The sequence below is a fragment of the Serratia sp. GW822-FHT06E05 genome, from assembly GCF_058799445.1.
On record NZ_JBXALM010000003.1, the window covers coordinates 369,784 to 389,486 of the forward strand.

Here is a 19,703-nt window from a genome sequence, read left to right on the forward strand (position 1 = left end):
CATTCCTAGAGCCGCCTTCGCTGGCCTACAGCCCTCCTTCCGAAGCCTGATAGCAGCGCGAACCGCCCTTCGAGTGTAAAGATTTAGTCAATTATGGAATCTGGCTAAACCATAGTGGTATCTGGGTGTCTGAGTGGTTGTATCGCAATTGAGTGGATCTTTATGCGTTACAGGTTGCTGCCCCCTTAACGCATAAATGAGTTCATATGAAGCGTCCGCAAAAATTCAAATCGGCCCTGCTGCATCCGCGCTATTGGTTCACCTGGTTCGGCCTGGCTTGCTTATTCTTATTGGTCCAACTTCCCTACCCGGTGCTGCACAAGCTCGGCGTGTGGATGGGCCGCACCTCAATGCGATTCCTCAAACGCCGCGTTGCCATCACCCGCCGTAACCTGGAGCTGTGCTTCCCGGATATGGACGAGGCTCAACGCGAACGCAAAGTGGTAGGCAACTTCGAATCCCTCGGCATGGGCCTGCTGGAAACCGGCATGGCCTGGTTCTGGTCTGATAAGCGCGTTAAGCGCTGGTTCAACGTTTCCGGTATCAATCACCTGAAAATGGCACAACGAAACCAACGCGGTGTGTTGGTGATTGGCGTGCACTTTATGTCGCTGGAGCTGGGTGGCCGTGCCATGGGTTTGTGCCAACCCATGATGGCGATGTACCGCCCACACAACAATAAAGCCATGGAATGGGCACAAACCAAAGGCCGCATGCGCTCCAACAAGGCGATGCTCGATCGCAAAGATCTGCGCGGCATGGTTCATGCCCTCAAGCGCGGCGAGGCCGTATGGTTCGCCCCGGATCAAGACTACGGTCCACGCGGTAGCGTGTTCGCTCCACTGTTCGCCGTCGATCAGGCTGCCACCACCAGCGGTACCTTTATGCTGGCGCGCATGGCCAAGCCGGCGCTGGTGCCGGTGGTTCTGATCCGCCGCGAAAAAGGTCGGGGTTATGACCTGCTGATCCAACCGGCGCTGGAGAATTATCCTATCGGCGATGAGATTGCCGCGGCGGCTTACATGAATAAAGTGGTGGAAAAAGAGATCATGCGCGCACCTGAGCAATACATGTGGCTGCATCGTCGCTTTAAAACCCGGCCGGTCGGGGCTCCGTCATTGTACTGAGCCCAAAAACCATACTTATCAGCCCGGCCAAAGCCGGGCTTTTTTGTGCGCCGGATTTAAAAAACTGCGGATGGGCGCTTATCTTTGCTGTAACCTCCTTTTTTACCCGCACAGGAAAAGGAAATGATGAAAGCTCAAGTCCGTATTGCTCTGGTCGGTGACTACCAACCTCAGGCCGTTTCTCACCAGGCCATTCCTATCGCTCTTCAGCTCACCGCTTCACATCTTAACGTCGACATTCAATCCCACTGGCTGCCCACAGAAACCATTACCGACACGTCGGTACTGCAGGACTATGATGCCATCTGGGTGGTGCCCGGCAGCCCGTATAATCATGACGATGGTGCCTTTATGGCTATTCGCCATGCGCGTGAGCAAAACGTTCCCTTCCTGGGCTCTTGCGGCGGTTTCCAATATGCGATCGTAGAATACGCCCGTAACGTGATGGGCTGGCACGATGCCGGGCATGCGGAAACCGACAGCGGGGGTCGGTTGGTGATAGCCCCGCTGAGCTGTTCGCTGGTCGAAAAAAGCGGTGCTATTATTTTCCAACCCAATACGCTGGCAGCCCGTGTCTACGGCAAGCTGGAAACGCACGAAGGCTATCACTGCAACTTCGGCGTCAACCCGGAGTTTGTCGCCGATCTGCAACGGCACCCGCTGATAATCAGCGGCCACGACACCGAAGGTGACGTTCGCTCGGTTGAGCTACCGGGACACCGTTTTTACGCCGCCACGCTGTTTCAGTCCGAACGTGCGGCATTGCGAAACGAGCTTTCACCACTGGTGGTGGAACTGATCAGGACCGCGGCAACGGCCTGATAGCCCCTGATTCGGCAATAATAAGGAGGATCATGCCGCTATGATCCTCCTTCTGGGTTGTAATCGCAGGTTCACCACATCAGTTGCCCTATCAGTGGGGCGGCAATCACCGTGATAATCCCCGCCAGCATCATCACCAGGCTGGAGACGACGCCTTCTTCCTGCCCCATCTCATAGGCTTTCGCGGTACCGGCGCCGTGCGACGAAGCCCCCAGCCCGGCCCCTTTCGCCAGACTGCTGCGCACTGACAGCCGCAGAAACAGGATGTCCCCCACTGCCATACCGAATACCCCGGTGATCACCACGAACAGCGCCACCAGATCCGGCTGGCCGCCCATCTGTTTGGCGGCCTCCAGTGCAAACGGCGTGGTGATGGATCGCACCGCCAGGCTGCGTTGCACTTCTTCCGGCAAGGTCAGCAGGCGAGCCAGCCACACCGAGCTGTAAACCGCCACCAACACCGCCGTTAGCACCCCGGCGCTGAGCGATAACCAATGGCGTCGAATGATATGCAGATTTTCGTAGACCGGTACCGCGAAGGCGATGGTCGCCGGCCCCAATAGCCATAGCAGCCAGTGCGTTTCACCGATGTAGTCCTGGTAGGAAATATGGGTCACCACCAGCAGCAGCACCAGGATCATCGGCGTCAACACCAATGGCATCAGCAGCAGGGTACGACGGCGCCGGTAGAGTTTTTTATTGGCGAAGTACAACACCAGGGTTGCCAGAAAGCAGGCGAGGCTAAGGATAAAATCATTCATCGCGTTGTTTACGCCGTTGCAGCCAGACTTCCAGTCTATAGACGCGATCGACCACCAATCCGGTCGCGCCCAGCGTTAGCATGGTGCTGACCGCAATCACCAGGAAAATTTTCCAGCCCTCCACCATTAACAGCTGGGCATAGTTCACCACGGCCACCACCGCCGGAACAAAGAACAGCAGCATCTCGGCCAGCAACCAGCGCGAACCGGCCTTGACCCAGTTCAGCGGCAGAATGCGCAACAGGATCAGCGCCAACAACATCAACATGCCAACAATGTTGGCGGGCAGCGGCAGATGGAACTGCTGCACCAATCGGTCGGCAATCAAAAATAACACTGCATATAAAGCAACCTGGATCGGCACCTGCAGCCGGTTCAACAAAGAGGGAGCTGCGTGGCGGAACGCCAATAACATGGGGGAAGGCCTTAAGCAAAAAATTCACGGTTTACAGTATACGCAGCCAGGAAACCTCGCCTGAAATGAATTAAAATTATCGACATCATGCCATCAGGGAATAGTTTCCCGACGGTACTTCCCCCAGGAGAATCCAACGTGGATGTCCGCACCCTGCGCTACTTCGTGGAAGTGGTACGCCAGCAAAGCTTTACCCGCGCGGCGGAGAAACTGTTCGTCACCCAACCGACCATCAGCAAGATGCTGCGCCATTTGGAAGAAGAGCTGGAATGCACGCTGCTGATCCGCGAAGGCCGTAAACTGCACCTGACCGACAGCGGGCAAGCGGTATATCAGCGCGGGCTGGCGATCATTGATGAGTTCCGCCAATTGGAGGCGGAGCTGGAAGACATCAGTTCGGTCAAAAAGGGCGTGCTGCGGCTGGGTATTCCCCCCATGGTCGGCCGGCAGATTGCCGATCTGATCCGTCAATTCCGCCAAACCTACCCTGGCATCGAGCTGAAAATCTCCGAGCTGGGTGGGCTGTCGGTGGAGCAGGCGGTGATGTCCGGCGAGCTGGATCTGGCGATGACCATACTGCCGGTCGATTCGGATCAACCACTGACCTTCCTGCCGTTACTCGTCCACCCCATGTGCGTGGTTGCGCCGCGTACGCCACACTGGCTTAATCGCACCAGCATCAATATCACCGAGTTGGCTAACTGGCCGATCCTGCTTTATAACGAGGACTTCGCGCTGTACAAAATGCTGATGAAAGCGTTCCGTCAGGCCGGGTTTGAGCCACAGATTGCGGTGCGCAGCGGACAGTGGGATTTTTTGGCTTCGATGGTACAGGCCGGGGTCGGCATCGCCACCCTGCCGGAGCCGGTCTGCCAATGGCTGGATAAGGAAAACCTGATCTGGCTGCCGCTAGAACCCCGTATGGAATGGAAAGTCGGGTTGATCTGGCGGCAGGGCAGCTACCTGTCGCACAGTGCACAGGCCTGGATAGCCTGCTGCCGCGATTACTGGCCCGCAGCCAGTACCAGTCACCACAAATAACAAGGGCCGCATATGCGGCCCCGTGAGTATTATCCTTCTCGCTCTATCAACAATGCTTCCAGCAGGTCGAGATCGTGCAACAGCTTCTGCAGCGTCTCGTTGCTGATTTTTTGCGTAGCGCGCAGGTGATATAGCTCCCCACGCTCAGCGCGTAGCGCCGTCAGGCGGAAACGTCGCTCGAGGTTCTCCAGCATCAGCGCATTCTCGATATCGTCCTTGGTGGTGATACGGCGCCGCAGCGTCCCCACCACTCGCGAACTGATCTCTTTCAGCACCTGCGGATCGAGGTTTTCCTCGGTATCAACCGCCAACCGCTCTTCCATTTTGTTGATGCTTTCGATCGCCACTTCAGCCGCCATGGCGATTGCCATCCGCTCTTCGCTTTTGCTGACGCTCTTATCCGCCACCTGAACGCCACGCAGCAACAGCGGCAGCGCCAGTACGCCGGCAATCAATGAAAGCAGGATCACCCCAGCGGCGATAAACACCAACTGGTAACGCGCCGGGAAGGCGGTGCCGTCACTCAGCAACAGCGGAATAGATAGCACACCGGCCAGCGTAATCGCCCCGCGTACCCCGGCAAACGATGCTACCCACAGTTCGCGGGTGGTGTAATCGCCGAACTGCAACGGCCGTTTTTTCATAAAGCGACGGCTGGCGTTTTTCATCAGCCACAGCCAGGTAAAACGCAATACCAGCAGCGCCGCGTAGATAATCGCCACGTCGGCAAACAGGTACCAGGTCTGAATGGTCGGATCCAGCTCCGCCTGCAGGATGGAGGTTTCCAGGATCCCCGGCAGCTGCAGGCCCAACATGATGAATACCATGCCGTTGAACACAAACTCCAGCATCGCCCAGACGCTGTTGGCGCGCAGGCGCATCGCCAGCGGCGCGTTGCGGATCACGCCGGACTGGCTGATGGTCATCCCCGCTGCCACCGCCGCCAGGATGCCGGATACGCCAATGTGTTCGGCAATCAGGTAAGAAGCAAAAGGTAACAGCAGCAGGAAGACTATCTGCGTCGCCGGGTCATCGCCGCTCCAGCGGCTCATGATCCGCAAAGATTTACTGTAGAGCCAGGTGACCGCTACGCCTGCCAGCAGGCCGCCGATCGCCACCTTGAGGAACTCGAGCGTCGCGCCGCCCACGGTAAACACCATGGTGCCCATCGCCACCGCGATAGCGAATTTGAGTGAGACCAGGCCGGACGCGTCGTTCATCAGCGCCTCGCCTTCCAGCACGCCCATGATTGGCTTCGGAATACGCCCTTTGCCGACGATGCCGGACAGCGCCACGGCATCCGTTGGCGACAGCACCGCCGCCAGCGCAAACGCCGCCACCAGAGGAATGCCCGGCACCATGGCGTAAATCAGATAACCGACGCCGACCACGGTGATCAGCACCAATACCAGCGCCAGGCCAAGAATTTCACGACCGTGGTGCAAAAACTCCCGCGTCGGGGTTTTCCAGCCATCGGCAAACAGCAGCGGCGGGATAAACAGCACCAGGAACAGTTCAGGGTCAAAGTCGACGTGCAACCCGAAATGCGGCCAGGCCAACAGGGCCCCGATACCGATTTGCATTAACGGCAGCGGCACCTGGAACGGCAACATGCGCGTCACCACCCCGGACAGGGAGACCACCAGGATTAAAATGAGGATTGTAAAAAAGATTTCCATGCTTTCCTTAGACTCTTGGGTTCAGACTACATCTCTGATGTATACCCGATAGTAGATCACTTTTTTTACGGCGGTTAAAGCTTGTTGTGCCTTTCAAAATGCAGCATCGGCAGAAGGAGATTTATCTGAATAGGGTATGAGGGCAAACATCCCCCGCCGGAACGACGGGGGAAACGACATAGCGGTTAGATTGCCCAGCCGCCGGCATAGAATGCCACCAGCGCCACGGCGATCAGCACGGTGCCGATATTCAGCCGACGCCATTCGCCGGAGAAGATGCGGCCAATCACCAATGAGCTGAAGCCCAGCATGATACCGGTGACGATATTGCAGGTCAGCACGATAAACACGGCGCACAGCAGGCCGGACATGGCATCGACAAAATCATTGAAGTCCAGCTTGGTGACGTTGCTCAGCATCAGCAGGCCAACGTACATCAGCGCCGGTGCGGTCGCGTAAACCGGCACCAGATAAGATAACGGCGACAGGAACAGGATCAGCAGGAACAGCAAACCGACTACGGTTGCTGTCAGCCCGGTTTTACCGCCCGCAGCCGTGCCCGCTGCGGATTCGATATACACCGCCGCCGGGGCCGCACCGACCAGACCAGAGAAAATGCTGCTCAGGGAGTCCGAAGTCAGCGCCTTACCGCCGTTGATGATTTGCCCGTCTTTATCCAGCAGGTTGGCCTGGCCGGCCACCGCACGGATAGTACCGGTAGCGTCAAATACCGCGGTCATCACCAGCGCCAGCACGCTCGGCAAGACCACCGGCTGCAATGCGCCCATGATATCCAGGCTGAAAATCAACGAATTGCCGTTGGCATCCGCCAGGCTTGGCATCGCGAATAAGCCCTGGTATTTCACCGCCGGGTCAAACACCAACCCCACCACCGAAATAGTGATGATCACCAGCAGAATACCGCCGGGAACGCGCAGTTTTTCCAGCCCGAAAATCACCGCCAGCCCGAGCAGCGTCATCACTACCGGGAACGAAGTGAATGCGCCCAAAGCCACCGGCAGGCCGTCCAGTGGGTTTTTCACCACCAGGCCAACGCCGTTAGCGGCGATCAGCAACAGGAACAGACCAATACCGATGCCGGTACCATGAGCGACGCCCATCGGCAAATTGCGCAGGATCCAGGCGCGAATACCGGTTACCGAAATAATGGTAAAAAGCACCCCCATCAGGAATACCGCCCCCAACGCCACCGGAATGCTGATGTGTTGGCCCAGCACCAGACTGAACGCCGTGAAAGCGGTCAGAGAAATCGCACAGCCGATGGCCATCGGCAAATTGGCCCATAACCCCATCAGCAACGAACCGAGACCCGCCACCAGGCAGGTGGCGACAAACACCGCCGTTGGCGGGAAGCCGGCTTTGCCCAGCATGCTCGGCACCACGATCACCGAGTACACCATCGCCAGGAAGGTGGTTAGCCCCGCCACCACTTCCTGACGCACGGTGCTACCGCGCGCAGAAATATTAAAATAACCATCAAGCCCGCCTTTTGGTTTAACGGCGTTATTCGCTTGAGAATTCGACATGTTGCTGTCCCCTGTGTTTCATTGCCAGCCCGTTTAAAGAGGCTTGTTATTCCGCCCACGCATGTTCATTAGGGTAACGTTTGCTTTTCTGCCCTTTGCTCACGTCGCCAATGGGCGTCGCATCAAAGGCAAACGTTTAACTCACAGTGAATGGTGCGGGTAATTTATGGTGGTTTATTCAAGGCAAACGATTATCCAGCCTTCCATACCGTCTGATCAACCAAAGATCGCGCCAATTTATGCGGAAAAGCACTGGGATCAATCATTATCGAAAATACGGTATTTGTCTCATAGGTAAATCCGATGGGAACGCCCCCCTTTCGGAGGGCAAAACGACTACTGAGCCTGGGCCGCCTTTTCATCCATGTACATCAGTTCCCAGATGTGTCCGTCCAGATCCTGAAAACCGTGGCCATACATAAAGCCATAATCTTGCGGCTGATTATAGGTATTGCCGCCGGCGGCAATCGCTTTGCGCACCAGATCGTCCACCGCTGCCCGGTTAGGCTGCGACAGGCATATCAGCACTTCGGTCGCCTTTCTGGCATCGCTGATCGGGTTCGGGGTGAACATTTTGAATTTGTCGTGGGTCAACAGCATCACATAGATGCTGTCGCTGACCACCATGCAGGCGGCGGTGTCATCGGTGAACTGTGGATTAAAGCTGAAACCAAGACGAGTGAAAAACTCGATGGATACGGGCAAATCGCCCACCGGCAGGTTAACAAAAATTTGCGTAGCCATGGGCTACCTCCGACGAAGAGTGACCTCATCGAGTATAGCCCACCCGCTCATTTCAGCAGATCATAAGGCCCGCCCTGCTCCAGCGCCCGTTGGTAGGCCGGCCGCGCATGGATACGCTGGAGATAGTCGCGTAGCTTTGGACAGCCATCCAATGCGCCACGTGCCGCCATCGCTTCCAACGGAAAACTCATCTGGATGTCCGCCGCGCTGAATTCATTGCCGACAAACCAGGTGCTTTTTTCCAGGTGCTGTTCAAGATAGTCGCGGTGCGGAGCAATCTGTTTATCCAGATACTCCCGCTGTACGCCTTTGCCAATAGCCCCTGCCACTGGTCGTAACAGCCAGGGAATGGGCGGCTGGCCCAAGCGGCTAAACACCAGCTTCATCACCAACAGCGGCATCAGTGACCCTTCGGCATAATGTAGCCAGTAACGATACTGTTGCCGGGCATGATAGTCGGTGGGGATAAACTGCCCCTGCGCATCGTAGGCTTCCTGCAGATATTCAATAATGGCGCCGGACTCCGCCAGCGTCAGATCGCCATCGACAATCACTGGCGACTTGCCGAGCGGATGGATCTTTTTCAACTCCGCAGGCGCCAGCATGGTTTGCGGATCGCGCTGATAGCGCTGCACCTGGTACGGCACTCCCAATTCTTCCAAAAACCACAGGATGCGCTGCGACCGCGAGTTATTTAGATGGTGCACGATAATCATGGGGCTTCTCCACTCTGTTGCCACACCCGTTATATGTCGAGGCTTCTGGTTAAAGGGTAGTGGTGAATTATCCCACCCGCCAACAAGGTCATCTGCCGCTCAAAATTAAATCAATAAATTTGACAGAGATACTCAAAACTCTCCGATTTTCTCTTTGGGCATGACGGCCTATTATCTAACACATCGAGAGACAACAGCCTCTCACCTAAAAAATACCCTGAGGATTGAATCATGAAAAACATCAAATTTTTTGCTACCGCTCTGCTGCTGACTACCGCTTCTTTCGCCAGCGTTGCCGCTGACCAACCCGCTAACCAGCCTGCGGCCGGTGCCCAGAAAATCGGTGTGGTGTCCGTGAGCGGCGCTTCTAACCTGAGCACGCTGGAAAATGAACTGGCCAGCAAAGCCGCTGCATCCGGTGCCAGCTCTTACCGCATCATCTCCGCCGGTGGCCAGAACAAACTGTATGGCACCGCAGAAATCTTCAACTGATCGTCAGACAGTAAACTGACGGAAGAAAAAAGCCCCGCAAGGGGCTTTTCTCGTTTCTAGCGAGCATCAAACCTCGCCGCCAGCTTCTGCAGCCGAAATTGTTCGATCATGAAATCAACAAACACTCGGGTTTTGGTCGGCAGGAACTTGGTGGTGGGGAAATACAGGTGCACGCTGCCGCGATCGACATACCAGCCCGACAATACCCGCACCAGTCGACCGCTTTCCAGATAAGGCAAGGCGTTCGGCATGGCGATCAGCGCGATCCCCAACCCCATTTCCGCCGCCTGCGCTGCAGCATCCGGTTCATTTACCGTCATTTTGATTTCCATCGACGGCGCTCGCTGTTCATTCTCCGCATTACGTAGCGGCAGATTGCGGATCCGCCCGGTTTGCGGTGAGCGGATAAAAATGCCCGCATGGTTCATCAACTGTTCCGGCTGCCGGATGGCGGTGTTGCGCTGCAGATACGCAGCAGAAGCCACCAGGACCCCATGGGCTGGAGCCAGTTCACGTGCAATCATGCCCTGCGCCAATTCGATACCGCCCCCCATTGCAGCATCAAAATGCTCACCAATCAGATCCACTTTACGGTTGTCGAAATGCCAGTCTGGGACAATTGCCGGGTAACGCGCCAGAAAGTCGGGCAGCATCGGCATGACAAAATGCAGGCCGAACGCCGTCCCCATGCTGACCTTCAGCGTGCCGGCCGCCACCCCGCCGCCGCTGCTTACTCCTTTTAATGCGCACTGGATCGACAACAGGCCGCCGCTGACCTCCTGCAAAAAACGTTCGCCCTCTTCGGTCAGGATCAATTTGCGCGTATTGCGCTGGAAAAGCCTTACCCCGACGATCGTCTCCAGCTTGGTCACGTTCTTCCCGACTGCCGCAGAGCTGATGCCCAGCTTGCGTCCGGCCGCAGAAAAGCTGCCGTTCTCTGCACTGCTGACAAAACATTCCAGGTGACCAAGCATGGTTGCTCCTGTTGATTTCAAACCCACGGTTTAAGCTGATTATAGCTCTTTGTGGCTAGTGGCGACCCGGCGTTTCCCAGATACTGATCCGGTAGATGTTTAACCTCACCCCACTCTGGAGAAGCACCATGACAACAGCACATCCTCTGCAAAACAAAGTCGCATTTATTCAGGGCGGCTCACGCGGCATTGGTGCCGCCATTGTTAAGCGCCTGGCACGTGAAGGCGCCACCGTAGCCTTCACCTACGTCGCCTCCGCCGAAAAAGCAGACGCCCTGGTGGCCGAAATCAGCGCCACCGGCGGTAAAGCGCTCGCCATCAAGGCCGACAGTGCCGATGCCGCGGCCCTGCAACAAGCGGTACGCCAGGCAGTAAACAGCCTGGGTAATCTGGACATTCTGGTGAACAACGCCGGCGTGCTTGCGATGGGCAGTACCGAAGAGCTGCCGCTGGAAGATCTGGATCGCACGCTGGCTGTCAACGTGCGCAGCGTATTTGTCGCCAGCCAGGAAGCAGCGCGCCATATGAATGACGGTGGCCGAATCATCAATATTGGCAGCACCAACGCTGAACGCATGCCCTTTGCCGGCGGCGCAGTTTATGCCATGAGCAAATCCGCGCTGGTCGGTCTGACCAAAGGCATGGCGCGCGATCTGGGCCCACGCGGCATCACCGTCAATAACGTGCAACCCGGCCCGGTCGATACCGACATGAATCCGGCCAGCGGTGATTTCGCCGAACAGTTAAAAGCCATGATGGCCATTAGCCGTTACGGTAAAGATGAGGAGATCGCCAGCTTTGTCGCTTACCTCGCCGGTCCGGAGGCGGGCTATATCACCGGCGCCAGCCTGAGCATCGACGGCGGTTTTTCGGCTTAAATGTTCTGAAAAGCAAAAAGCCCCTTTCGGGGCTTTTTTTGGGCTTAAGACAACCTGATATCAGAAAGGAATATCGTCGTCGAAGTCCATTGGCGGTTCATTGCTGCTGGCTGCCGGTGCGTTGTTCTGCGCCGGGCGCGCCTGCTGGCCACCGCTGAACTGGTTGCCGCCTTGTGGCTGCTGAGGTTGACCCCAACCGCCCTGGCCGCCGGAAGCCTGACCACCGCCTGCCGGTGCGCCACCGCCTTGACGGCCGCCCAGCATCTGCATGGTGCCGCCAACGTTAACCACAACTTCGGTGGTGTATTTTTCTACGCCAGCCTGATCGGTCCATTTGCGAGTCTGCAGCGCGCCCTCGATGTACACCTGGGAACCTTTACGCAGATATTCGCCCGCCACTTCAGCCAGCTTGCCGAACAGCACAACGCGGTGCCACTCGGTCTTTTCTTTCTGCTCGCCAGTCGCCTTGTCACGCCAGCTTTCGGAGGTTGCCAGGGTAATGTTGGCCACTGCACCGCCATTCGGCATGTAACGGACTTCCGGGTCTTGGCCCAGATTCCCGACCAGAATTACTTTGTTTACGCCTCTGCTGGCCATGAGAACTCTCCTGATGATTGATTTTTACACAGTATAAACGAGTAAGTTTAACACGCTCAGCCTGAAACGACACCCGTGTTGATTACTGCGTGCTGTATTCCGGAATTGTCCTTTCGATCGACCTGTTTGCATTCATGTACTGGATATTCATTCAGGTTTTTTTGTGTCATAATTATGCGTTTCGTACTGGCTGTGCCGGTTTTTTGCGCGTTCGATCACATAATCGTGCGTAAATCACCCAGACAGGCGCGGTGTATCATCAAGACGGGAAGTGTAAATGGACAATATCGAAGTTCGTGGTGCTCGAACCCATAATCTCAAAAACATCAACCTGATTATCCCGCGTGACAAGCTGATCGTCGTCACCGGTCTGTCCGGTTCAGGCAAGTCCTCGCTGGCCTTTGATACCCTGTATGCCGAAGGGCAGCGTCGCTACGTCGAATCGCTCTCCGCCTATGCACGCCAGTTCCTTTCGCTGATGGAAAAACCGGACGTCGACCACATTGAAGGTCTGTCACCGGCAATTTCCATCGAGCAGAAATCGACCTCGCATAACCCGCGATCCACGGTCGGCACCATCACCGAGATCCACGATTACCTGCGTCTGCTGTTTGCCCGCGTCGGCGAACCGCGTTGCCCGGATCACCATGTCGAACTGGCGGCGCAAACCGTTAGCCAGATGGTGGATAACGTGCTCAGCCAGCCGGAAGGCAAACGCCTGATGCTGCTGGCACCGGTGGTAAAAGACCGCAAGGGCGAGCACACCAAAACGCTGGAAAACCTCGCGAGCCAGGGCTATATCCGTGCGCGCATCGACGGCGAAGTGTGCGATCTTTCCGATCCCCCGAAGCTGGAGTTGCAGAAAAAGCACACCATCGAAGTGGTAGTCGATCGCTTTAAAGTGCGTGATGATCTGTCGCAGCGTCTGGCGGAATCCTTCGAGACCGCGCTGGAGCTGTCCGGCGGCACCGCCATTGTGGCTGATATGGACGACGAAAAAGCGGATGAGCTGCTGTTTTCCGCCAACTTCGCCTGCCCTATCTGCGGCTACAGCATGCGCGAACTCGAACCGCGCCTGTTTTCGTTCAACAACCCGGCCGGCGCCTGCCCAACGTGCGACGGTCTGGGCGTACAGCAGTTCTTCGATCCGGAACGCGTAGTGCAGAACCCCGAGCTTTCGCTGGCCGGCGGTGCCATTCGCGGTTGGGATCGTCGCAACTTCTACTACTTCCAGATGCTGCGTTCGCTGGCAGAGCATTACGCGTTTGACGTTGAAGCGCCTTTCAACAGCCTGGACGCCAACGTGCAGAAAGCGGTGCTCAGCGGCTCCGGTAAAGAATCGATCGAATTCAAATACATCAACGATCGCGGTGACACCACCGTGCGCCGCCATCCGTTCGAAGGCGTGCTGCACAACATGGAGCGCCGTTATAAAGAAACCGAATCCAGTGCGGTGCGCGAAGAGCTGGCGAAGTTTATCAGCAACCGCCCTTGTGCCTCGTGCCACGGCACCCGTCTGCGCGAAGAAGCGCGAAACGTGTTCGTTGAAGACACCACGCTGCCGGAAATTTCCGATCTGAGCATCGGCCATGCGATGACCTTCTTCCAGAACATGAAGCTCAGCGGGCAGCGCGCCAAGATCGCCGAGAAAGTGCTGAAAGAGATTGGCGATCGCCTGAAGTTCCTGGTGAACGTCGGCCTGAACTACCTGTCGCTGTCGCGTTCGGCGGAAACCCTCTCCGGCGGTGAAGCGCAGCGTATCCGTTTGGCCAGCCAGATTGGCGCCGGCCTGGTGGGCGTGATGTACGTGCTGGATGAGCCGTCAATCGGCCTGCATCAGCGCGACAACGAACGCCTGCTGGAAACCCTGATCCATCTGCGTAACCTCGGCAATACGGTGATCGTGGTGGAACATGACGAAGATGCCATCCGCGCCGCCGACCATGTCATCGACATCGGTCCCGGCGCCGGCGTGCACGGCGGCCAGGTAGTGGCGGAAGGTACCGTCGAAGACATCATGGCGCAGCCTGAGTCATTGACCGGCCAGTTCCTCAGTGGCAAACGCGAGATTTCCATTCCGGAACAGCGCGTCCCGGCGGACCCGACCAAGGTGCTGAAATTGAGCGGTGCTCGCGGTAACAACCTGAAGGACGTGACGCTGACGCTGCCGGTGGGGCTATTTACCTGCATTACCGGGGTATCCGGCTCCGGCAAATCCACGCTGATCAACGACACGCTGTTCCCGATCGCCCAGCGCCAGCTCAACGGTGCCACTATTGCCGAACCGGCGCCGTTCCGCGAAGTGACCGGTCTGGAGCACTTCGACAAGGTAATCGACATCGATCAAAGCCCGATCGGGCGCACTCCGCGTTCCAACCCGGCGACCTACACCGGCATCTTTACCCCGGTGCGTGAGCTGTTCGCCGGCGTGCCGGAATCGCGCAGTCGCGGTTACAACCCGGGCCGCTTCAGCTTTAACGTCAAGGGCGGCCGCTGCGAAGCCTGCCAGGGTGACGGTGTGATCAAGGTGGAAATGCACTTCCTGCCGGACATCTATGTGCCGTGCGACCAGTGCAAAGGCAAACGCTATAACCGCGAAACGCTGGAAGTGAAGTACAAAGGCAAAAGCATCCACGAAGTGCTGGAGATGACCATCGAAGAGGCTCGTGATTTCTTCGACGCGGTACCGGCATTGGCGCGTAAGTTGCAAACCTTGATTGAAGTCGGCCTGTCTTACATCCGTCTCGGCCAGTCGGCGACCACGCTGTCCGGCGGGGAAGCGCAGCGCGTCAAGCTGGCTCGTGAGCTGTCAAAACGCGGTACCGGTCAAACGCTGTACATCCTGGATGAGCCGACCACCGGGCTGCACTTCGCCGATATTCAGCAACTGCTGGCGGTGCTGCATCAACTGCGCGATCAGGGCAATACCATCGTGGTGATTGAGCACAACCTGGACGTGATTAAAACCGCGGACTGGATTGTCGACCTGGGGCCGGAAGGCGGCAGCGGCGGCGGTGAGATCCTGGTTGCCGGCACGCCGGAAACCGTGGCTAACTGCGAAACGTCGCACACCGCGCGCTTCCTTAAGCCGTTACTGAAGAAGAAATAATCCCCTGCCAGGCGGGCCGCTACTGTAGCGGCCCGCACGCTTACCCGTTTCGGTCAAATTGAACAGAAACAGGCAAGATTTAGACATTTTCAGGCATTTCCCTCCCCGCTCTCAGCTTTTATCATCAATGTTCCCTCTGTGGCCCTTTGCCGTACTCAGGCCACGTCCAACGGCACCCTACTGCCGGAAGCCGTTCCCCCCATACACTGATGACTGGAGTTACCATGAACATTACGCACGCCTATGCCGCGCATGACGCCAAATCAGCGTTAGTTCCTTTTGATTACACGCCGCGCACCTTGCGCGACCACGATGTGCAAATCAAGGTTCTGTTCTGTGGCGTCTGCCATTCGGATTTACACCAGGCCCGCAACGAATGGAGCAACACTCTTTTTCCGGTGGTTCCCGGCCACGAAATTGTGGGGCGCGTGAGCGCCGTCGGCAACCATGTGTCACGCTATCAGGTCGGCGATTTGGTCGGCGTGGGCTGTATGGTGGACTCCTGCCGCAGCTGTCCGAGCTGTGACGAGGGTCTGGAGCAATATTGTGAAAATGGGTTTACCGGCACCTATAACGGTGAGGATCGACAAACCGGCGCCACCACCTACGGCGGCTACTCCACCGATATGGTAGTAGATCAGGACTTTGTACTTCGCGTACCGGAAAACCTCGATCCTGCCGGTGTCGCCCCCTTACTGTGCGCCGGTATCACCACCTATTCCCCGCTGCGTCAATGGGGCGCCGGTCCGGGTAAAAAGGTGGGCATCGTCGGTCTCGGCGGGCTGGGGCACATGGGCGTTAAACTGGCCCGGGCGATGGGAGCGCATGTGGTGCTGTTCACGACTTCAGCGTCCAAAGTCGAAGATGCCAAACGCCTCGGCGCTCACGAAGTGGTGATCTCACGCAATCCGGAAGAGATGGCGCAGCACACCAACAGTTTCGATTTTATTCTTAACACGGTGGCGGCCCAGCACGATCTGAACCCGTTCCTCAATCTGCTACGCCGTGACGGCACCCTGACGCTGGTTGGCGCACCGGAGCACGACCATCCGTCACCGCAGGTGTTTAACCTGATCATGAAGCGTCGTCGCATCGCCGGTTCACTGATTGGCGGCATTGCAGAAACCCAGGAGATGCTGGATTTCTGCGGCCAGCACGGCATTACCTCGGATATCGAACTGATCCCGATGCAGCAAATCAATGAAGCTTTCGAGCGGATGCTGAAAAGCGACGTGAAATATCGCTTCGTGGTGGATATCGACTCTTTGCGAGCCTAAGCCTCTCGGGCGCCCACAGCGGCGCCCGATTTTCTTACAGCTGCTTTATCACTCGCGCCGGATTGCCGCCGACCACGCAGTTCGCAGGCACGTCCTTGGTCACCACCGCACCGGACGCCACCACCACGTTATCCCCCAGCGTAACGCCAGGATTAATCACCGCACGACCGCCAATCCACACATTATTGCCAATGCGCACCGGCTTGCCGAACTCCGCCCCGCCCACGCGGGTTTCCGCATCCAGCGGATGGGTGGCGGTATAAATATGCACTCCAGGCGCCAGCAGGCAGTTATCACCGATATGCACTTCGCATACGTCGAGGATCACGCAGTCAAAATTGGCGTAGAAATTCTTCCCCAGATAGATGTTGTAGCCGTAATCGCAGCGAAACGTCGGCTCGATAGTGCCCCCCTGATACTGGCCCAACAATTCTGCCAATCCCTGTTTACGCAGGTCGCCCTCATCCGGTGACGAATGGTTGTAACGGTGGACCAATTGGCGTGCGCGCTTGCGCTCGCTGCGCAACAGTTCGTCGCCGGCGTCGTACAATTCACCGGCAATCATTTTGCGTTTTTCTTCACTCATCGCCATCTCGCGGCATCCTTTGGTATTTCGGCTTATTGATTAAAAAGCCTAGTCTTTCCTCATCAACAATAAAACGGGAACGTTCCCAATATCGAATCGCGATCACAGTTTGGCGGGAAAACAGAAGAAATAAACGAAGGACTCAGGCAGGCGCTACACCTGCCGTTATCTATGGTTAGGCGCGCAATTCCTGGCGCACATGGTCGGGTAACCCTTCCAGCACCAGCTGATAGGAACTGTCGATCAACGTATAGAACTGCGAGTTCGGCAGATTGCCATCAAGAAAGACCGTATTCCAGTGTGCCTTGTTCAGTCCGACGCAGGGGACGATCTCCGGGTGATGCTCCCGTAGGCTTTCCGCCAGTTCCGGGCTGGATTTTACCGCCAAAGCAGGTCGCCCCTGTACCTCGCACACCATGGCGAACATAACGTCGCCGACTTTGATCTGGCTGGCCTGCCACTGGTTCTGGTCGCTCTGTTCCGCGCCCGGCTTCGCCATGCAGTATTCCAGCAGTGCTGTGTTATTCATTGGGTTATTCCCCCTGTAACGTGGCCACAACCCGGCGTGAACCGCCGTGGATGCGGTGCTCCCCCAGCCAAATTCCCTGCCATGTGCCCAGCATCAGCCGCCCGTGACCGACAGGCAGCGTCAACGACGTGCCCAACAGAGAGGATTTGATGTGCGCCGGCATGTCGTCCGGCCCTTCGTAGTCATGCTGATAGGGTGCGTTCTCTGGCACCTGACGCAGGAAATGCTGCTCCATGTCGGCTCGCACCGTAGGATCGCAGTTCTCGTTCAGCGTCAGCGAGGCCGAGGTATGCTGCAATAACAGATGCAGCAGGCCAGTTTGCAGGCGGTGTAAGTGGGTTAGCTGGTCAGTAATCTCTTCGGTAACCAGATGAAAACCACGCGCTTTTGCGCTGAGGATTAGCGTTTGCTGATGCCACATAAGTGAGCGCCCCTCAATCAGTATATTCTCTCTCCAGTTTGCGGCAACTCTGGCGGCAAACCGACAACAAAAAAGGAGCGATATCGCTATCGCTCCCTGGCTAACGTCAGTTTACCCTAACAGCTTTTACTGCACGGCGGCAAACGCCTCGGCTACCTGATGCACGTTGTGGTGGTTCAGGCCCGCCATGCAAACGCGTCCGCTGTGGATCAGGTACACGCCGAACTCTTCACGCAGGCGATCAACCTGGGCGGCGCTGAAGCCGGTGTAGCTGAACATGCCGCGCTGTGCCAGCAGATAATCGAAGTTCCGTTGCGGCAGGGCGATTTTCAGCGCTTCCACCAGCGTCTTGCGCATCTCGAGAATACGGGTGCGCATGGTTTCCACTTCGGCCAACCACTGGGCTTTCAGCTGCGTGTCGTTCAGCACCTTCGCCACCACCTGCGCACCGAAGTTCGGCGGGCTGGAGTAGTTGCGACGCACCGTGGCCTTCAGTTGCCCCAACACGCGTCCGGCCGCTTCTTCGCTTTCACACACCACCGACAGGCCGCCGACGCGTTCGCCGTACAGCGAGAAAATTTTCGAGAAGGAATTGCTCACCAGGCATGGCAGACCGGCCGCAGCAATAGTGCGGATAGCGTAGGCATCATCGGCAATGCCGCCGCCGAAGCCCTGATAAGCGATATCGAGGAACGGGATCAGTTCACGCTCGGCAATCACTTTGACCACTTCATCCCACTGAGTGTGGGTCAGGTCGGAACCTGTCGGGTTATGGCAGCACGGGTGCAGCAATGCGATGCTGTGTTTCGGCAGCTGTTTCAACGCGCTCAGCATGGCGTCAAATTTCACGCCCAGGCTTTCGCTGTCGAAGTACGGATAGGTGTTCACTTTGAACCCAGCGCCGCCAAAGATGGCAACGTGGTTTTCCCAGGTCGGATCGCTGACCCACACCTGCGAATCCGGGAAGTAGCTTTTCAGGAAGTCGGCACCGACTTTCAGCGCGCCGGAACCGCCCACGGTTTGAATGGTGGCGATGCGCCCTTGCTGCAGCATCGGGTGTTCGGCACCGAACAGCAAATGTTGGATCGCCGTGCGGTAAGGCAGCAGACCTTCCATCGGCAGGTACACCGATGCCCCATGATCCACGCTGTTCAGCTGCGCTTCTGCCGCAGCAACCGCTTTCATCTGCGGGATAATACCCTGCTCATCATAGTAAAGGCCGATACTCAGGTTAACCTTGTGCGCACGTGAGTCTTTTTTGAATTTTTCCATCAGCGACAGGATCGGGTCACCTGCGTAGGCATCAACATTCTGGAACACGGATTATTCTCCTGGATTATGGTGAGTAGGCACAGCGTTACGCTCCTAATATAGACGGAAAAGGCCGTTCAGTTTGAGCTTTATCTCGCAACCGGCAACAAACCATTTTCCTTGATTCGGTTGAGCACCACCGCCGTTTTGATATGCGCCACGCTTTTGTGGCGGGACAGCGTCTGGCTGATCAAATCGTCCAGTGCCGGCAGGTCCGCCACCGCAACCTTCAGCAGATAATCAGCATCGCCAGTGGTTTTGTAAGCGTCAAGAATGGCGTCCACTTCTTCCAGCATCTGGTGGAAACTGTCGATCTGCTCCTGAGCATGGTGAGTCAGACTTACTTCTATCAGGCCAACCAACCCTAGCCCGACGGCCTCCGGTGCCAGTCGCGCGTGGTAACCGCGGATCAGTTGCGCCTGTTCCAGGCTGATGCGCCGCCGCGAACACTGGGATGCCGACAGCCCCACCAGATCGCTCAGTTCCTGATTGGTCAGACGGCCATTGGCCTGTAACAGCGTCAGGATTTTCATATCAAAATCGTCAATGTTGTACATAGCCACCTGTAAACTGTGTTAATAAATGTTGACGTTATAGCCTATCAGTTTTTTGACTGTGGATACCCTTCCCGCGCCGAGGTTGTGAAGCGCACAGCAGCAATGCCGGACGTTTCCGCC

The 19,703-nt window shown here is 56.9% G+C and carries 20 protein-coding genes; 7 read left to right on the forward strand and 13 right to left on the reverse strand.

Annotation, left to right across the window (positions count from 1 at the left end; translation table 11 throughout):
* The first annotated feature begins 206 nt into the window (after nucleotides 1-206).
* Complete coding sequence (lpxP, locus tag AC1RKC_RS11700; RefSeq protein WP_020837138.1) at nucleotides 207-1,127, forward strand: kdo(2)-lipid IV(A) palmitoleoyltransferase; 921 nt, start codon at nucleotides 207-209, stop codon at nucleotides 1,125-1,127.
* 123 nt (nucleotides 1,128-1,250) lie between these two features.
* The gene (locus tag AC1RKC_RS11705; protein ID WP_020837139.1) at nucleotides 1,251-1,949 is read left to right on the forward strand and encodes a CTP synthase C-terminal region-related (seleno)protein; all 699 of its coding nucleotides are present in this window, start codon (nucleotides 1,251-1,253) and stop codon (nucleotides 1,947-1,949) included.
* Nucleotides 1,950-2,020: 71 nt separating this feature from the next.
* On the opposite strand, the gene AC1RKC_RS11710 is transcribed toward AC1RKC_RS11705, so the two are convergent.
* Both AC1RKC_RS11710 and AC1RKC_RS11715 read right to left on the reverse strand, forming a co-directional pair.
* Nucleotides 2,021-2,710: an LrgB family protein gene (locus tag AC1RKC_RS11710; RefSeq protein ID WP_020837140.1), complete on the reverse strand. Its 690-nt coding sequence runs from the start codon at nucleotides 2,708-2,710 to the stop codon at nucleotides 2,021-2,023.
* On the reverse strand, nucleotides 2,703-3,125 hold the full coding sequence (locus tag AC1RKC_RS11715) for a CidA/LrgA family protein (protein ID WP_020837141.1): 423 nt from the start codon (nucleotides 3,123-3,125) through the stop codon (nucleotides 2,703-2,705). The genes AC1RKC_RS11710 and AC1RKC_RS11715 overlap by 8 nt, the downstream gene beginning before the upstream one ends.
* 138 nt (nucleotides 3,126-3,263) lie before the next feature.
* On the opposite strand from AC1RKC_RS11715, the gene AC1RKC_RS11720 reads away from it, so the two are divergent.
* Nucleotides 3,264-4,166: a LysR family transcriptional regulator gene (locus tag AC1RKC_RS11720; RefSeq protein WP_020837142.1), complete on the forward strand. Its 903-nt coding sequence runs from the start codon at nucleotides 3,264-3,266 to the stop codon at nucleotides 4,164-4,166.
* A 29-nt stretch (nucleotides 4,167-4,195) separates the two neighbouring features.
* Here AC1RKC_RS11720 and AC1RKC_RS11725 read toward each other — a convergent pair whose 3' ends face one another.
* The 4 genes from AC1RKC_RS11725 to AC1RKC_RS11740 all read right to left on the reverse strand — a co-directional run bounded on the left by AC1RKC_RS11725 (nucleotide 4,196) and on the right by AC1RKC_RS11740 (nucleotide 8,852).
* The gene (locus tag AC1RKC_RS11725) at nucleotides 4,196-5,845 is read right to left on the reverse strand and encodes a Na+/H+ antiporter (RefSeq protein WP_020837143.1); all 1,650 of its coding nucleotides are present in this window, start codon (nucleotides 5,843-5,845) and stop codon (nucleotides 4,196-4,198) included.
* A 185-nt stretch (nucleotides 5,846-6,030) separates the two neighbouring features.
* A complete protein-coding gene (locus AC1RKC_RS11730) occupies nucleotides 6,031-7,392 on the reverse strand; it encodes an NCS2 family permease (RefSeq protein WP_020837144.1) in 1,362 nt (453 codons plus the stop codon).
* Between the two features lie 336 nt (nucleotides 7,393-7,728).
* On the reverse strand, nucleotides 7,729-8,136 hold the full coding sequence (locus tag AC1RKC_RS11735; protein WP_020837145.1) for a VOC family protein: 408 nt from the start codon (nucleotides 8,134-8,136) through the stop codon (nucleotides 7,729-7,731).
* A 47-nt stretch (nucleotides 8,137-8,183) separates the two neighbouring features.
* Nucleotides 8,184-8,852, reverse strand: a complete 669-nt coding sequence (locus tag AC1RKC_RS11740) for a glutathione S-transferase family protein (protein WP_128864510.1) — start codon at nucleotides 8,850-8,852, stop codon at nucleotides 8,184-8,186.
* Nucleotides 8,853-9,083: 231 nt separating this feature from the next.
* Here AC1RKC_RS11740 and bhsA point away from each other — a divergent pair, with 231 nt between their 5' ends.
* Nucleotides 9,084-9,344 (forward strand): multiple stress resistance protein BhsA, encoded by a 261-nt coding sequence (bhsA, locus tag AC1RKC_RS11745; RefSeq protein WP_020837147.1) that lies wholly within the window; start codon nucleotides 9,084-9,086, stop codon nucleotides 9,342-9,344.
* Nucleotides 9,345-9,400: 56 nt separating this feature from the next.
* On the opposite strand, the gene AC1RKC_RS11750 is transcribed toward bhsA, so the two are convergent.
* Entirely contained in the window at nucleotides 9,401-10,318 is a 918-nt protein-coding gene (locus tag AC1RKC_RS11750; protein ID WP_046372534.1) for a LysR family transcriptional regulator, read from the reverse strand.
* A gap of 128 nt (nucleotides 10,319-10,446) precedes the next feature.
* Between AC1RKC_RS11750 and AC1RKC_RS11755 the strand changes: the two genes are divergently transcribed.
* The gene (locus AC1RKC_RS11755) at nucleotides 10,447-11,196 is read left to right on the forward strand and encodes a 3-oxoacyl-ACP reductase family protein (protein ID WP_046372533.1); all 750 of its coding nucleotides are present in this window, start codon (nucleotides 10,447-10,449) and stop codon (nucleotides 11,194-11,196) included.
* A gap of 60 nt (nucleotides 11,197-11,256) precedes the next feature.
* Here the strand turns inward: AC1RKC_RS11755 and ssb1 are convergent, their stop codons facing one another.
* Nucleotides 11,257-11,793 (reverse strand): single-stranded DNA-binding protein SSB1, encoded by a 537-nt coding sequence (gene ssb1 / locus AC1RKC_RS11760; protein WP_020837150.1) that lies wholly within the window; start codon nucleotides 11,791-11,793, stop codon nucleotides 11,257-11,259.
* Nucleotides 11,794-12,070: 277 nt separating this feature from the next.
* Between ssb1 and uvrA the strand changes: the two genes are divergently transcribed.
* Both uvrA and AC1RKC_RS11770 read left to right on the forward strand, forming a co-directional pair.
* Nucleotides 12,071-14,902, forward strand: a complete 2,832-nt coding sequence (gene uvrA / locus AC1RKC_RS11765) for an excinuclease ABC subunit UvrA (RefSeq protein WP_046372532.1) — start codon at nucleotides 12,071-12,073, stop codon at nucleotides 14,900-14,902.
* Between the two features lie 224 nt (nucleotides 14,903-15,126).
* Nucleotides 15,127-16,179 carry an NAD(P)-dependent alcohol dehydrogenase gene (locus tag AC1RKC_RS11770; RefSeq protein ID WP_044553778.1) on the forward strand — a complete coding sequence of 351 codons (1,053 nt, stop codon included), beginning with the start codon at nucleotides 15,127-15,129 and terminating at the stop codon, nucleotides 16,177-16,179.
* 34 nt (nucleotides 16,180-16,213) lie between these two features.
* Here the strand turns inward: AC1RKC_RS11770 and maa are convergent, their stop codons facing one another.
* The 5 genes from maa to AC1RKC_RS11795 form a co-directional block, all read right to left on the reverse strand.
* Complete coding sequence (gene maa / locus AC1RKC_RS11775; RefSeq protein ID WP_020837153.1) at nucleotides 16,214-16,771, reverse strand: maltose O-acetyltransferase; 558 nt, start codon at nucleotides 16,769-16,771, stop codon at nucleotides 16,214-16,216.
* 169 nt (nucleotides 16,772-16,940) lie between these two features.
* Complete coding sequence (locus AC1RKC_RS11780) at nucleotides 16,941-17,294, reverse strand: MmcQ/YjbR family DNA-binding protein (protein WP_020837154.1); 354 nt, start codon at nucleotides 17,292-17,294, stop codon at nucleotides 16,941-16,943.
* Nucleotides 17,295-17,298: 4 nt separating this feature from the next.
* Nucleotides 17,299-17,715, reverse strand: coding sequence for a secondary thiamine-phosphate synthase enzyme YjbQ (locus AC1RKC_RS11785; RefSeq protein ID WP_017894193.1), 417 nt, complete (start codon nucleotides 17,713-17,715; stop codon nucleotides 17,299-17,301).
* A gap of 126 nt (nucleotides 17,716-17,841) precedes the next feature.
* Complete coding sequence (locus tag AC1RKC_RS11790) at nucleotides 17,842-19,035, reverse strand: amino acid aminotransferase (protein ID WP_046372530.1); 1,194 nt, start codon at nucleotides 19,033-19,035, stop codon at nucleotides 17,842-17,844.
* Between the two features lie 80 nt (nucleotides 19,036-19,115).
* Nucleotides 19,116-19,583, reverse strand: coding sequence for an Lrp/AsnC family transcriptional regulator (locus AC1RKC_RS11795; RefSeq protein ID WP_020837156.1), 468 nt, complete (start codon nucleotides 19,581-19,583; stop codon nucleotides 19,116-19,118).
* Nucleotides 19,584-19,703 lie beyond the last annotated feature (120 nt).

Excerpts from the sequence above, each read along its gene's own strand:
- bhsA (WP_020837147.1), top strand. The coding sequence starts at position 9,084 with ATGAAAAACATCAAATTTTTTGCTACCGCTCTGCTGCTGACTACCGCT.
- maa (WP_020837153.1), bottom strand. The coding sequence starts at position 16,771 with ATGGCGATGAGTGAAGAAAAACGCAAAATGATTGCCGGTGAATTGTAC.
- lpxP (WP_020837138.1), top strand. The coding sequence starts at position 207 with ATGAAGCGTCCGCAAAAATTCAAATCGGCCCTGCTGCATCCGCGCTAT.
- AC1RKC_RS11770 (WP_044553778.1), top strand. The coding sequence starts at position 15,127 with ATGAACATTACGCACGCCTATGCCGCGCATGACGCCAAATCAGCGTTA.
- AC1RKC_RS11780 (WP_020837154.1), bottom strand. The coding sequence starts at position 17,294 with ATGAATAACACAGCACTGCTGGAATACTGCATGGCGAAGCCGGGCGCG.
- AC1RKC_RS11725 (WP_020837143.1), bottom strand. The coding sequence starts at position 5,845 with ATGGAAATCTTTTTTACAATCCTCATTTTAATCCTGGTGGTCTCCCTG.
- AC1RKC_RS11785 (WP_017894193.1), bottom strand. The coding sequence starts at position 17,715 with ATGTGGCATCAGCAAACGCTAATCCTCAGCGCAAAAGCGCGTGGTTTT.
- AC1RKC_RS11755 (WP_046372533.1), top strand. The coding sequence starts at position 10,447 with ATGACAACAGCACATCCTCTGCAAAACAAAGTCGCATTTATTCAGGGC.
- AC1RKC_RS11795 (WP_020837156.1), bottom strand. The coding sequence starts at position 19,583 with ATGTACAACATTGACGATTTTGATATGAAAATCCTGACGCTGTTACAG.
- AC1RKC_RS11715 (WP_020837141.1), bottom strand. The coding sequence starts at position 3,125 with ATGTTATTGGCGTTCCGCCACGCAGCTCCCTCTTTGTTGAACCGGCTG.
- AC1RKC_RS11735 (WP_020837145.1), bottom strand. The coding sequence starts at position 8,136 with ATGGCTACGCAAATTTTTGTTAACCTGCCGGTGGGCGATTTGCCCGTA.
- AC1RKC_RS11750 (WP_046372534.1), bottom strand. The coding sequence starts at position 10,318 with ATGCTTGGTCACCTGGAATGTTTTGTCAGCAGTGCAGAGAACGGCAGC.
- uvrA (WP_046372532.1), top strand. The coding sequence starts at position 12,071 with ATGGACAATATCGAAGTTCGTGGTGCTCGAACCCATAATCTCAAAAAC.
- AC1RKC_RS11740 (WP_128864510.1), bottom strand. The coding sequence starts at position 8,852 with ATGATTATCGTGCACCATCTAAATAACTCGCGGTCGCAGCGCATCCTG.
- AC1RKC_RS11705 (WP_020837139.1), top strand. The coding sequence starts at position 1,251 with ATGATGAAAGCTCAAGTCCGTATTGCTCTGGTCGGTGACTACCAACCT.
- AC1RKC_RS11730 (WP_020837144.1), bottom strand. The coding sequence starts at position 7,392 with ATGTCGAATTCTCAAGCGAATAACGCCGTTAAACCAAAAGGCGGGCTT.
- AC1RKC_RS11710 (WP_020837140.1), bottom strand. The coding sequence starts at position 2,710 with ATGAATGATTTTATCCTTAGCCTCGCCTGCTTTCTGGCAACCCTGGTG.
- ssb1 (WP_020837150.1), bottom strand. The coding sequence starts at position 11,793 with ATGGCCAGCAGAGGCGTAAACAAAGTAATTCTGGTCGGGAATCTGGGC.